The sequence below is a fragment of the Clostridium sp. UMB9555A genome, from assembly GCF_030222355.1.
GTDB lineage: Bacteria > Bacillota > Clostridia > Clostridiales > Clostridiaceae > Sarcina > Sarcina perfringens.
The window spans coordinates 655,535-669,393 of sequence record NZ_JASORQ010000002.1 but is presented as its reverse complement, the minus strand read 5'-3'; the positions used below and the strand labels follow the sequence as shown (position 1 = coordinate 669,393).

Here is a 13,859-nt window from a genome sequence, read left to right as displayed (position 1 = left end):
TAATAAGATTAAATTTAACATGCTAAATTAAAGGTATTATAAAAATAAGTGGAGTTTATAATGAATTTTTAAGAGTAGGTTTAACGCGTTAAATTAATGATTTGAGACTATTTTTAGGAAAGTGGTAATAAGAGGATTGGGAGTGAATTATTATGGAAATAGGAAGAGTAGTAGGAAATGTGTGGGCAACTAGAAAAGACGAAAAACTAAATGGACAAAAGTTTTTAATAGTTAAGCTTCTTATAAGTAAAGATAAGGAAAAAGAAGGCTTATTTGTGGCTGCTGATAATGCTGGTGCTGGAATTGGAGATACTGTTCTTATAACTAAGGGTGGTGCTGCAAGACAATCAATTGGAAATAGAGAAGTTCCTATAGATGCTGCCATAGTAGGTATTGTAGATTCTATAGATATTGAAGAGGATTAATATGAAAAAAAGTATAGGAGCTTTAGAATTTAGAAGTATCAGCAAAGGCATTGAGGTTTCAAATGAGGTTGTTAAAAAAGCTTTTGTAGAGGTTTCTTACCTTAAAAGTATTTGTCCTGGAAAATTCTTCTTAATTGTTAATGGAGATGCTGGAGAGGTTAAGGAAGCTATAGAATTTGGAGAAAGACTTGGAGAGAAATATTTAGTTGGAAGCTTTATTATAAACTCTATTCACCATGACATAATAAATGCTCTTAAGGGAAAATATTCTCAAAAAAACATAGAGGATAAAGCAATTGGAATAATGGAAACAGGAAAGGTTTCTTCCGGTATATTAGCCCTAGATAAAACATTAAAAAGCAGTGAGGTTAATTTAGTTAAGCTTCAATTAGCTTTTGGAATTGGTGGAAAGCTTGTATATATAGTCTCAGGAGATTTAAGCAGTGTAGAAAATGGAATGAGAGAAGGACAAGCTATTTTACAAGAAAAGGACATTATAAATGTTTCTATAATTCCTTTTGTACATAGTGAGATAGCAAAAAATTTAATTAAATAAATCTATGAAAATAATTAAGTCCATATTTTGAGAATAAGGGGGAAGAGAAATGAGTAGTATAAACCAAGTTATAATTTATATAATGGTTGTATGTATGGCTTTAGGAGCTATAGACAAATGCCTAGGAAACAAATTTGGAATAGGTGAAAAGTTTGAAGAAGGTATTATGGCAATGGGTTCACTAGCTTTAGCTATGGTTGGAGTTATATGTTTAGCACCAGTACTAGCTAATGTTTTAGGACCAATAGTAACACCTGTATTTAATGCTTTAGGAGCAGATCCAGCAATGTTTGCAGGTTCAATACTTGCAAATGATATGGGAGGAGCACCACTTGCAGCTAGTTTAGCACAAGATCCTCAAGCAGGAATGTTTAGTGGTTTAATAATAGGAGCTATGATGGGAGCTACTATAGTATTTACAATACCTGTATCTTTAGGAATTATAGAAAAGAAAGATCATAAATTCTTAGCAACAGGAATTTTAGCAGGAATAATAACTATACCAGTAGGAGCCTTTGTTGGAGGATTAGTTGCAGGATTCCCAGCAATGATGATTCTTAAAAATTTAGTTCCAATAATTATATTTGCAATTTTAATAGCTATAGGTTTAATGAAAGCTGAAAATGCTATGATTAAAGGATTTACTTACTTTGGTAAAGGTGTTGTTATAGTTATAACCTTAGCTTTGGCAGCTGCTATTATAGAAGCTTTAACAGGAATAGTAATAATACCAGGAATGAATCCTATAAGTGAAGGTATAGAAATAGTTGGAGATATTGCTATAGTTTTAGCAGGAGCATTTCCACTAGTTTATATAATCACTAAAGTATTCAAGAAACCTTTAATGGGACTTGGAAAAATATTAGGAATGAATGAAATAGCTGCAGCAGGTATGGTTGCAAGTTTAGCAAACAATATTCCAATGTTTGGAATGCTAAAAGACATGGATGACAGAGGAAAAATAATAAACATTGCCTTTGCAGTATCAGCTTCATTTGTATTTGGTGATCATTTAGGATTTACAGCTGGATTTAATGCAGATATGATATTTCCTATGATAATTGCTAAATTAGTAGGAGGAATCACAGCGGTTCTTCTTGCAATGTTCATAGCAAATAAAACTTTAGTAAAAATAGAGGAGGCTAAATAATTATGGAAAACATAAGTAAAGAATTATTAGAAAAACTAGTAAGACAAATAATTGAAGAAAAGCTTGCTGGAGCATGTAATAATGATTCAGTTGACTTTATAAGAAATAAAGATAAAAGTGGAATAATGTCAATTAAGCTTCCAACAGTTAAGGTTGATGAATCTAATAGATTAGATACTGGAAATCCAAGAGATATAGTTTATACTAAGGATTTATTTACATTAGAAGAAAGTCCAAGACTAGGGGCTGGAATAATGGAAATGAAAGAAACTACTTTTGACTGGACTTTAAACTATGATGAAATTGATTATGTTATAGAAGGTCATTTAGACATAATAATAGACGGAAGAAAAATTTCAGCAGATGCTGGGGAAATTATTTTAATACCTAAAGGATCAAAAATTCAATTCTCAGTTCCAGATTATGCTAGATTCATTTATGTAACTTATCCTGCAGATTGGGCAAGTCAAGCGTAAAATTTAAAAATAAATAAGATTGAAGTATAAAAACATAGAGCTTACTTTTTAATAAAAGTAAGCTCTATTTTGGTATTAGGTTAGGTAAATATTAAGATTTTATTTGATGTAGAGTTTGGCGAATATTGTACTGTGAGAAGTTTTTTTTGCATAATTTATGAAGAAGCAGACAAATTAGTACATTATCAAAAAACTCCCCTACTATGATATTTATATGCAGAGAATTTCAAAATTATTACTAAAAAATGGAAGAATATTATTTTTAGATTAATGCAAATGTATATTGACATATTAAGGGTATAGAATTAAAATAGTTGTATAAAATTAAATTTTAAAAAATACAATTTAAAATATATGGGGTGAGTAGTATGGAAATTTATGATATTAGTGTAAAAGATATTAATGGAGAAAACGTAAGTTTAGAAAGATATAGAGGAAAGGTTCTTTTAATAGTTAATACTGCTAGTAAATGTGGTTTTACAAAACAGTTTGATGGATTAGAGGAGCTTTATGAAAAATATAAGGATGAAGGCTTTGAGGTTTTAGGATTTCCTTGTAATCAATTTAAGGAACAAGATCCAGGAAGTAATTCAGAAATAATGAACTTTTGTAAATTAAATTTTGGAGTAACATTCCCTATGTTTGAAAAAATTGATGTTAATGGAGAAAATGAATCTCTATTATATTCATACCTAAAAGAACAGAAAAGTGGAATGTTTGGAAGTAAAATTAAGTGGAATTTTACTAAGTTTTTAGTGGATAGAGAAGGAAATGTAATAAAGAGATTTTCACCACAAACAACTCCAAAATCAATAGAAAAAGATATTGAGGAACTTTTAGCTTAAGGTTACATATTAATTTAATATTACTTTTAAGCAATCGTTATTTTTTAGGTGCACAAACCATCTTTTATTTTGGTATTGCAATAGATACTTTTAAACAATATTTGTTTTTTAGGTGATAGCAGCTTTTTAGTAGTTACTATTAATAGAATATTGATTTTAGGCCAAAAATTTTAATCACATATAAATCCTTAAATGAGAACATAGTATGACATTGTTTAAGTATTAGGGGAGAGGGTATAATTAACATTAGATGAAAGAGATAAGCTTTAAAAAGGCAAGATTTTCTCTTTTATATAGGTATAATTAACCTTATATGAAAAATACCTGTAAGATTTAGTGATTTATTTGAAGGTAGGAGGAGTTTAAAATGAATCTTAAAAGAATAAATTCAAATGATAATTGCTTTAATAAGGCAATGGAAATATACAATGGAAGCTTCCCAATATTTGAAAGAAGAACAATGGATGATCAAATAAAGGCCTTAGAGGATGAAAACTATCATTTTGAGGTTATATATGATAAAGAGGAAATAGTAGGAATATTACTTTATTGGGATATGGGGAGGTATAAGTATATAGAGCACTTTGCCATAGATTCTAAGTTAAGAGGAAAAAACTACGGATCTAGAGTGTTAAAAGAGTTTTGTGACCATAATAAAAATGTAATTTTAGAGATAGATCCTCCAATAGATGAGATATCAATAAAAAGATTGAATTTTTATTTGAAATTAGGTTTTAAATTACAAGATTTTGATTATACACATCCATCCTACAGAAAAGGTTGTAAGAGACATAGTTTGAAGATTATGACTTTTAATCATAATATGCTTAAAGAGGATTATGATACTTTCAATATATTGTTGAAAAGAGATGTTATGAAGTATTCTGAATTTAAGGATAGATTAAATAATTAAGTTTAAAGTATATTTTTTATAAAAACTAAAAACATGAATTGATTTAAGTATATAATACAATGGCATTAAGTTTAAGGTCATTGTATTTTGTTTTTTAGAGCAATAAAACTTTATAAGACTTTGAAAAATTATAAACATAATAGAATTATGAGATAGATTTTAGAGTAACAAAATTTTAGAATGATTAGTATAAAAGCTTTTTAAATTTATAGAAAAAAAGGTTTTTTTTATTTATAATAAAAAAGATGTAGATTTTAGAGTATTAATATAAATTACTAATAGCAAAGGAGCAAAATATGAAGAAGGTTTTAATTGGAGTTTTAGTGTTTTTAATTTGTATTATTTCAGTATTTTTGTTTTTTGATAGAGAAGAGGAAAGCATAGTTACTGATGTAGTTGAAAAGGCTCAATATGGTCTCCTAGTTAATTACGAAGATGGACTTATTGCTGTGGATATTGGCGACGCTGAAATAATTGATAGAGATGGAAAAGAAAACACTTTAGATTGTATAAATGAGGGAGATAGGATAGAAATTATTTATGATGGAAAAATAGAAGAAACTTATCCTGCTCAGATTAGTAATGTTTACAAGATAATAATTTTTTAGTTTATATGAAATTTTTATAATAAATATAGATTTTTATTTTATTGAAAGCTTTATAAGAAAAAGTACTAAATTTATTTAATAGATTTAGTACTTTTTTATAAATATTTATATTGTTTAAATTTTAATATAGTTTTATATTTATTTATTAATTTAGATAAAGAAAAATTAGTTAATTACTTTAATTTCAAAAAAGAAGCGATAAAAATATTAATTGATTAAATTAAGCCCATTAGAAAATTATGTTAATATTTAAATATAGTAAAATTTTATTTATAGACAAGGTTATGTGAGAGGTTAGGGAAGTGTTACTTTATGAAAAAAAGGGTATTCTTGATAAGCATAATATTTTTAATAATTACAACTGCTTTAGGTATTATAATTAAATTTCATAGTAAAAAAATTAATTGTGATAGAAAAACAATTAAAGTAGGTTTTTATGAATATTATCCTTATTATTATCTTAATAAAAACTCTATACCAGATGGATATTATAATGAGATACTAGAACTAATATGCAATAAGTTAAATTTAAATTATAAGTATGTAGATTGTAATGTAACAGATGCTTTAGAAAAGCTTAAATCTGGAGAGATAGATTTAGTATTTGGAATAAGTAAGACTCCTGATAGAGAAAAGGAGTTTGAATTTACTGACCATTATCTTAATAATGATAACTTCGCCATATATACTAATAAAAATATAAAAAATGGTGATTTAAAAGCTTTAAATGGATTAAAAATGGGATTTTTAAAAGGGGAAGAAAATAATGAGTGGATTTTAAGATTTTTAAATGATAAAGGTATAAATGTGAAGCCTATATATGTTTCTAATTATCCTGAAGATGAGGAATATTTGTATAATAATAAAGTAGATTTTGTAGTAGAAAATACAAGAAGTAATTTGAATTATGAAAATAAAAATATTAAAAAAATTTTTGAATTTTCTTCTGGACCAGTTTATATAGCTAGTAGAAAAGGTAATGAAAATTTAATTGAAGGAATAGACTCTGTGCTTGGAGACCTTGAAGAAAATGATGAACAAAAAGGTGCTAACTTATATTCTAAGTATTTTAATGAGTATTTAGATAAATTAAAAAATGAAAAGTTATTAATAGGAATATTTTTAATTATAGTATTAGTGTTTTTTTATAAAAGAAGAAAAGATAAAATATTTAGAATTAGAACTAAAAGAAAAATTAGAGAATATATGAAAAATGATAAATATATATTATATTATCAACCCATAGTAGATCCAAAGACAGATAGCGTAAAGGGATTTGAGTCTCTTTTGAGATTAAATAAGGATGGAAAGATTTTAACTCCCTATAGCTTTATAAAAGAAATTGAAGATAATAACATGTCTTTAGAGATGTCTTTATGGCTTTTAAAGAAAATTATTTCAGATTATAGAATAATAAAAGATTATAAGATGGTTAAAGGAAATGATTTTTATATATCCTTAAATGTTTCATTTAAAGAAATAGAAAATCCTAAGTTTTTAAGATCCTTAATGAAAATTGCAAAAGATTATAAGATGGATGATTGCAATATTTGTTTAGAGATAGTAGAAAAGTTTGGTATGGAGGATATAGGAAGAATACAAAGTGCAATAAGAATAATAAAGGAATATGGGTTTTCAATAGCTATAGACGATTTTGGAGTGGAATATTCTAATTTAGATTTATTAAACAAAATTGATTCTGATATAGTAAAGTTAGACAAGTATTTTGTTGATAACTTAGACAAGTCTATTATAAATGAAAAAACAGTACAATTTATATCAGAAATATGTAGTATATCAAATAGAACTATAGTATTTGAAGGAGTAGAGGAAAAATATCAGGTTGATATTATTAAGGCGTTTCCATATGAAAAAATATATATTCAGGGATATTTCTATTCAAAGCCAGTGGATATTGAGACTTTAAAGGATTTTGAAGTTAAGGATAGTTAATCTTCAAAGGATAGAAATAGTAAGAATTAAGCAGAAGAATTTATAGTATAATAAAGTGGTTATAATTAGGAGGTACAAAAAAATGAAAGTATTATTAGTTAATGGAAGTCCCAATAGAGAGGGATGTACTTATACAGCATTAAAGGAAGTAAGTAAAACTCTAGAGGAGAATGGAATAGATACTGAAATATTTCAAGTGGGGAATAAGCCTATAGGTGGATGCATAGGATGTGGTTCTTGTAAAAAAACAGGGGAATGTTTTATGAAGGATAGTGTAAATGAATTTGTAGAAAAAGCTAAGGAAGCAGATGGATTTGTATTTGGTTCACCAGTTTATTATGCAGCAGCTTCAGGCTCAATAACTTCATTCTTAGATAGAGCATTTTATTCTGGGGGTAAACATATGGCCTTTAAGCCAGGAGCAGTTATATGTAGTGCAAGACGTGCTGGGACAACCTCTACTTTAGATCAATTAAGTAAGTATCTTACAATATGTAATATGCCAGTTGTAAGTTCACAATATTGGACTATGGTTCATGGGAATACTCCAGAGGAAGTTAAAAAAGACCTAGAAGGTATGCAAACAATGAGAGTGCTAGGAAGAAATATGGCATGGCTTATTAAGTGCATAGAATTAGGTAAGAAGAATAACATTCTTAAACCAGAATTAGAAGAGAGAGAAAGAACTAATTTCATCAGATAATATGAATATTTAAAAATAGTTTTTAGAAATATACTTTGTTAGTGAAGAGAGAAAATAAAAGTGGAATGTATCAAAAGTAATTTTAATGTTTGATATATTTCACTTTTATTTATTTACTTAAAAATATTGATTAGAAGAAATAACATGGTTAATCAATTGAAATATTTTATTTATAAAAAATATTTTAGTGAAATAATTTAAATTTGTATGAAAAAAATGAACTTTATATAAAATATTATCTTAAATGTTATTTTTAGGGAAAAACGTTTGTATAATAGTAATATAGATATTTAACTAATTAACTAAATATCTATATATTGTAGAAAGGATATATTTTATGAGTAAGGTATTTAAAGCTTTAAGCGATGAAACAAGAAGAGAAATATTAAAACTGCTTAGTAAGAAAGACATGAGTGCTGGTGAAATTTCTGATCATTTTAATATGTCTAAACCATCTATATCAAAGCATTTAGAAATATTAAGAGAATCTGAGCTTATAAGTTCTGAAAGAAAAGGTCAATTTATAATTTATTCTATTAACACATCAGTAATACAAGAAGTTCTTGGGAATTTTTTGAGCTTGTTTACAAAATAAGGGGGAGAATATTTATGAAGAAATTTGATTTTACAAGAATATTATTTTTTATAACATCATTACTAATAATAATTGGAGGTTTTTTAGTTAAAGAAAGTAATTTAATAGTTTCTATTATTGGAGGATTGTTGATTTTTGCTTTAATTATATTTGATATAAAGGCACCTAAAATTGCAAATTTATCAGAAGAGAATGTTAAAATTAAAACTATGAGAACTTTAAATAGACTTACAATTTTTATTATAATAATTGGTTGTATATTTTCTATATTATCTCCAATTAAAAGTTCATTAAACTCTAAAACTAATGAAATCTTAGTTGTTGGTTTATGTTCAATATTTATTATGTTCTTTGGAAATATAGCTCCTAAAATACCTTTCAATAGGTATATGGGATTAAGATTACCTTGGACAATAAGGGATGAGAGCACTTGGAAGATAGCCCATAGAATATTAGGATATGTATCTTTTCCTATTGGAATAGGGATGTTTGCTTTATCATTTTTCTTTAACATTGAAGTTATTGTAATCACTGGTATTTTGATTTGGATTATAATACCAGGTATATATTCATTATTTTTTTATTATAAGAAATTTAAAGGGGTAAATATGTAAATCTAGTGGAATATAAATTGCTTGTCATATAGATAAGCAATTTTTTATATAACAGAAATAATTTATATAAATTTGATTTGATATTTTAATATTTAGAAAATATACAAATATTTTAACTTTAGTTAATTTTATAATGTAATTTATATGTGATAAAATGTAGCTAAGAAAATGATTACAAAATATATATTTATTTAAAGGTATTTTTGAAGCTTTAGATTATATAACAAGGAAATTTATAAGTAAAAATAATACTTCTATAATGTAGATTTTAACTAGAAAGTGGGGAACTAATTATGGAATCAAAGGAAATGAGATTAGCTAAAAAAGCAAAAAAACTTATAGATGAATTTGAAAGGGTTCAATCAGTTCTTTTAAATGGAGAATTACCAGAGCAAGAAGTGGAAATAAGAGATGATGGAGCTACTATTGTTCTTAAAAATATAATGCCAGGATATAGTGGAGAAGCTATGTTTAAGTTAACTCATATATCTGATGTGGTTAAGGCTTATATTGATGATATGGATGAGGAAAATGATAAAATGATTAAGAGTTACGAAGTTGAAAATACTAATTGGCATGAAAGTGACTTGGGGGATATTTACAGAGAATCTGCTATGGAACATTTAGAAAAAGTTGAAGTAGTACAAGATAAAGTTAAGCATACATATAAGGAACTTAAGAAAATAGAAGAAAAAGCTAGAGAAATTGAAGGACTATAGGATTTAGTTTTTATTTGTAAAGTAAGGTTATATATTAAATAAACCTTACTTTATTTTTATTTATAAATAAAATAACAATATTAATTAAATACATATTTAGGAGATATATTTGTTTGGATTCTATACAGTAAATAAAAGAATAATGAGAGTTAAGTACTTTAAAATAAGGAGAAGATAATTTTGAGAGGGATAGTTTTAGATAAAGGACAAGAATATTACACAAACTTAAGAACGGTTTTTAAAGATTTTAATAACATTCATCTTAAGTATAACTGGCTTATTACAGATTGTTGTGCTTATCCAGAGGATGAAGATATAGAGGAGCTATTATCAAGAGAATATTGTTTTATATCTGGAGAAGAACTAAATAGCATAATTAAAAAAGAAGATTTTCAATTGATTTGGGGTGTTTTAAGTGGTTTCAATAAGAAAATCACTTTAGAAGAGATTATGAAATATAATTTACCATACGCAGAAGATAATAAAGATATTTGGGAGAATCCAGTTTGCATTCAACATCCTCTTTCAGAGATAGAGATAATTTCATGGGATAGCGATAAAACAGTTTTAATAAGCAAAGATGAAAATTTATTAGGTAGTTTTAAAAGTAATTTTCCCTTAAGTGAAGATTTAGAATTTTACAATACAAAGTTAAAAAATAGATTATAAAACTTTAATAAAAAAAAGAAATTATTAAAAATTTTATGTTTTTTAGAAAGTAGGAAAATACAATGTTTCATTTGGTTTTTAATAGTTTAACTAAAATTTTCTTTGAGTTTTTTGAAAAAAGTTAAGAGGTTCAAAGAACTTAGATTATAAGAGACATTAAGAGTATTTCCATAAAAAACAAATAGTTAATTGATTATAAACATATAGGTATATGAGTATTTATTATAATACTTTGAACTGATGTATAATGTCAGTATAAATAAAAGGGATGTAAAAAAGGATGTGAAAAATATGTTATCTAGTAAGAAAATAATAGATGATTATATTAAAAAAATAGATTGGAGAGTCAATGAAAATTCCAATTCACCATATAGTTTTGGTAGTCTCAATAAACATATAATAGCTGAGGTTTCTAAAGATTACTGGCTTAATGAAGTTTATAAGGATAAAAGAATAATAGATGCTTATAAAAATGGAGATATGCATATTCATGATCTAGGAGGATTAACACTTTATTGTTGTGGATATTCCTTAAGAAACATAATTTTAATGGGAGTACAGGGAATTCCTAATATTCCAACTAGTAGTCCTGCAAAACATTTTGATGCTATATTAAATCAAATAGCTAATTTGGTTACAATATATCAAAATGAGATTATGGGTGCTGTTGCTTTTAACTCATTTGATACATTATTAGCACCTTATATAAAGAATGATAATTTAACATATGAAGAGGTTAAACAAAACCTACAAAACTTTATATTTAGTATAAATAGTAATAGTAGGGCAGGGGCTGAACCAGCTTTCACTAATATTACCTTTGATCTTTTTCCACCAAAAGACTTAGAAAATGACCCTGCTTTAATTGGAGATAAAATTCAAGAGTTCACATATAAAGAATGTCAAAAAGAAATGGACATGTTAAATAAGGCATTTTATGAACTTATGAATGAGGGAGATTATAATGGAAGACCATTTTCTTATCCAATACCAACTTATAATATAAACAGTAATTTTGATTTTGATAACCCTAATAATGATATGTTATTTGAGATGACAGGGAAGTTTGGGTATCCTTACTTTGCAAACTTTGTTAATTCAGATATGGATCAAAGTGATGTAAGATCAATGTGTTGTAGATTAAATCTTGATTTAAGAGAGCTTAGAAAGAGAAATGGTGGTCTTTTTGGTAGTGGAGATAGTACAGGAAGTATAGGTGTTGTTACAATAAACTTACCAAGATTGGCATATAAACACAAAAATAATGAAAAAGAGTTTTTTAATGCTTTAAAAGAAATATTGATTATAGCAAAAGATAGCTTGGAAAAGAAGAGAAAATGGTTAAATGACAATATTATAAATAAAGATATGTTGCCGGCATTTTCAACTTATGTAGGGACTTTAAAAAATCATTTTAGTACTATAGGAATAGTTGGATTAAATGAGATGTGTGAAAACTTTAATGGAAATAATATATTAACTGAAGAAGGAATGGAGTTTTCAATAAAGGTTTGTAATTTCATAAGAGAAGAATTAATAAATTTTCAAGAAGAAACAGGAAATCTTTATAATTTTGAGGCTACTCCAGCTGAATCAACTTGTTATAGGTTAGCTAAAAAGGATGTAGAGGACTTTGAGGATATTATAGTTAGAGGGGGAAGAGAATATCCATACTATACAAACTCATGTCATATGCCACCTAATGAAGTTAAAAACTTAAAGCAATTATTTGATCACCAAGAGAAGCTTCAAGTGTTATTCACAGGAGGAACTGTGGTGCATATTTATTGCGATGGAGCTATAAGTGGAGAAAAGGCAAAACACATAGTAAAGACAGTTTGTAAGGAATATAGAACACCTTATGTAAGTATTTCTCCTTTAAATAGATATTGTGAAGAGCATGGATATGTAAAGGAAAGGGTAGAAGAGTGTCCTATATGTGGCAAAAAGCTAGATTTATATCAAAGAATAACAGGCTACTTAAGAAAAGTTGAATTCTTTAATGATGGTAAAAAATCAGAGTTTAAGGATAGAAATCAGCTAAGCCTATGATTATAAAAACAAAGGGCATTGTTCATGAGAGAGTAGAGGATGCGCCTTTTATGGGAGCATTAATAAGTGCAGTAGATTGTAATTTAAACTGTAAAGGATGCTTTAATCAACATTTAAAGGATTTACCAAACATAGAGATGGATTCAGAAGATATATTAGATGAAGTGACAAATGATCCTTTTAATGAAGGAATTATACTTGCAGGACTTGAATGGTCACTCCAACCTAAGGAGTTAAGGGAAATGGTTAATTCGGCAAGGAAGAGAAAACTTAAGGTTATAGTTTATTCAGGACTAAGTGAAGAAGATTTTAAGAAAAAATTCCCTGATATATATGGTTTAAAAGGAGAGATGTACTTTAAGTTTGGAAAGTATGATGAAAAATTAAAGGTGAATAATAATATTCAATATGATGTTAAGTTAGCCACATCAAATCAAAAGATATTAAAGAAATAAAGATAAAGAACTGTACTAAGTATTATATAGGTTTTGTATACTTTGGTATAGTTCTTTTATTTTGTAAAAATTATTTGGAATAATATTGTTAATTTACGTATTATAATACTAAAAAGTAATAAATAAAATACAACTATGGTTAAGGAAAGGGTGAGAATAAGTGAAAAAATATTTTTTAGTATTTACAGTGATTTTAATATGTATAATCATAGTAGGATGTAGTAATAATAAAGTAACTAAAATGGTTTATCAGGGAGAAAGTTTAAATTGGGAATCAACAATGAAATTTGTTAGCGATGATAAGTTTATGGTAAATATCAAGTATATAGGGGAAGAAGAGTTGCCTTTATATGTTACTTTCAATATTGAATACTTAGGGGATAATACTAGTGGAGGAGTTATGGAGTATGGTGAGTTAACTGAAAAAATAGGTGGATTTACTTTAGAAGAGAATTATGATAAAGAGGTACATGGTGATATATCAAAATATAAAAATAGAGATAAGTTAAATATAGTAATGAAATGGAATGACAAAGAAGAAACTATTGAGTTAAAGAAATTTTTAGATTAGATAATTATTTTAATATTATAAAAACTCAGCTATTACTGAGTTTTTTGTATTTTATAAAGAAATCTTTTAGTAGGTTTCTATAATATTATATCAATATAAATTTTTTAATTATCTTTATTTCTAGTTTTTCCTTTGATGAAATTTATTAAGCTAGATATAACTAATACTAAAAATAAAAAATACATTGTTAGGTAATTAAAGGATAATAGATCACCATTTCTATCAAAACCGAATCGGTATAATAAAAATGATATTGTTACTAATATGATAAAAATTAAATTAACTTTATTTTGGTATTTTATATTAATCTTTTCGTCTTTCATATAAAAGCTCCTTTTTTTAAGATTATTAAATATATTCTTGCATTAATTTTTAAAATTTTCAATTACATGTGTAAAACTGGCAATATTTTATGAATAATTGGGCAAATATAGAGTTTTATAGTGATTAAAAGTATGACATTGCTTACAACATATCTTTCAAATATGTAAGAATGATATTTCGCTATAAATGGCTAGAAATAAAGGATTTATATTGAATCGTCAAAAGTTTCGT

Annotated in this window: 16 protein-coding genes; all 16 read left to right on the top strand. The window is 26.3% G+C overall.

What is annotated here, in order from left to right:
• Positions 1-152: 152 nt before the first annotated feature.
• The gene (locus QP548_RS08420; RefSeq protein WP_060795600.1) at positions 153-425 is read left to right on the top strand and encodes a EutN/CcmL family microcompartment protein; all 273 of its coding nucleotides are present in this window, start codon (positions 153-155) and stop codon (positions 423-425) included.
• Position 426: 1 nt separating this feature from the next.
• On the top strand, positions 427-981 hold the full coding sequence (locus QP548_RS08415) for an ethanolamine utilization microcompartment shell protein (protein ID WP_060795598.1): 555 nt from the start codon (positions 427-429) through the stop codon (positions 979-981).
• A gap of 49 nt (positions 982-1,030) precedes the next feature.
• Positions 1,031-2,131, top strand: coding sequence for an ethanolamine utilization protein EutH (gene eutH / locus QP548_RS08410; RefSeq protein WP_061426949.1), 1,101 nt, complete (start codon positions 1,031-1,033; stop codon positions 2,129-2,131).
• 2 nt (positions 2,132-2,133) lie between these two features.
• Entirely contained in the window at positions 2,134-2,607 is a 474-nt protein-coding gene (locus QP548_RS08405) for a cupin domain-containing protein (RefSeq protein ID WP_061426951.1), read from the top strand.
• 368 nt (positions 2,608-2,975) lie between these two features.
• A complete protein-coding gene (locus tag QP548_RS08400) occupies positions 2,976-3,452 on the top strand; it encodes a glutathione peroxidase (protein WP_003454005.1) in 477 nt (158 codons plus the stop codon).
• 367 nt (positions 3,453-3,819) lie between these two features.
• Complete coding sequence (locus QP548_RS08395; RefSeq protein WP_004458895.1) at positions 3,820-4,365, top strand: GNAT family N-acetyltransferase; 546 nt, start codon at positions 3,820-3,822, stop codon at positions 4,363-4,365.
• Between the two features lie 296 nt (positions 4,366-4,661).
• Positions 4,662-4,973, top strand: a complete 312-nt coding sequence (locus tag QP548_RS08390; protein ID WP_004458995.1) for a hypothetical protein — start codon at positions 4,662-4,664, stop codon at positions 4,971-4,973.
• Positions 4,974-5,285: 312 nt separating this feature from the next.
• A complete protein-coding gene (locus QP548_RS08385) occupies positions 5,286-6,926 on the top strand; it encodes an EAL domain-containing protein (protein WP_061426953.1) in 1,641 nt (546 codons plus the stop codon).
• 82 nt (positions 6,927-7,008) lie between these two features.
• Entirely contained in the window at positions 7,009-7,629 is a 621-nt protein-coding gene (locus QP548_RS08380; RefSeq protein ID WP_075808076.1) for a flavodoxin family protein, read from the top strand.
• Between the two features lie 337 nt (positions 7,630-7,966).
• Complete coding sequence (locus tag QP548_RS08375; protein ID WP_011591922.1) at positions 7,967-8,224, top strand: autorepressor SdpR family transcription factor; 258 nt, start codon at positions 7,967-7,969, stop codon at positions 8,222-8,224.
• Positions 8,225-8,238: 14 nt separating this feature from the next.
• The gene (locus QP548_RS08370; RefSeq protein ID WP_011591923.1) at positions 8,239-8,838 is read left to right on the top strand and encodes an SdpI family protein; all 600 of its coding nucleotides are present in this window, start codon (positions 8,239-8,241) and stop codon (positions 8,836-8,838) included.
• A 293-nt stretch (positions 8,839-9,131) separates the two neighbouring features.
• Positions 9,132-9,557, top strand: coding sequence for a hypothetical protein (locus QP548_RS08365; protein WP_061426958.1), 426 nt, complete (start codon positions 9,132-9,134; stop codon positions 9,555-9,557).
• Between the two features lie 180 nt (positions 9,558-9,737).
• Positions 9,738-10,226 carry a DUF2691 family protein gene (locus tag QP548_RS08360; protein ID WP_061426960.1) on the top strand — a complete coding sequence of 163 codons (489 nt, stop codon included), beginning with the start codon at positions 9,738-9,740 and terminating at the stop codon, positions 10,224-10,226.
• A 240-nt stretch (positions 10,227-10,466) separates the two neighbouring features.
• Positions 10,467-12,278: a ribonucleoside triphosphate reductase gene (locus QP548_RS08355; protein ID WP_061426962.1), complete on the top strand. Its 1,812-nt coding sequence runs from the start codon at positions 10,467-10,469 to the stop codon at positions 12,276-12,278.
• Complete coding sequence (locus QP548_RS08350; protein WP_004458684.1) at positions 12,275-12,733, top strand: 4Fe-4S cluster-binding domain-containing protein; 459 nt, start codon at positions 12,275-12,277, stop codon at positions 12,731-12,733. The genes QP548_RS08355 and QP548_RS08350 overlap by 4 nt, the downstream gene beginning before the upstream one ends.
• A gap of 160 nt (positions 12,734-12,893) precedes the next feature.
• Positions 12,894-13,304 carry a hypothetical protein gene (locus QP548_RS08345; RefSeq protein ID WP_061426964.1) on the top strand — a complete coding sequence of 137 codons (411 nt, stop codon included), beginning with the start codon at positions 12,894-12,896 and terminating at the stop codon, positions 13,302-13,304.
• Positions 13,305-13,859 lie beyond the last annotated feature (555 nt).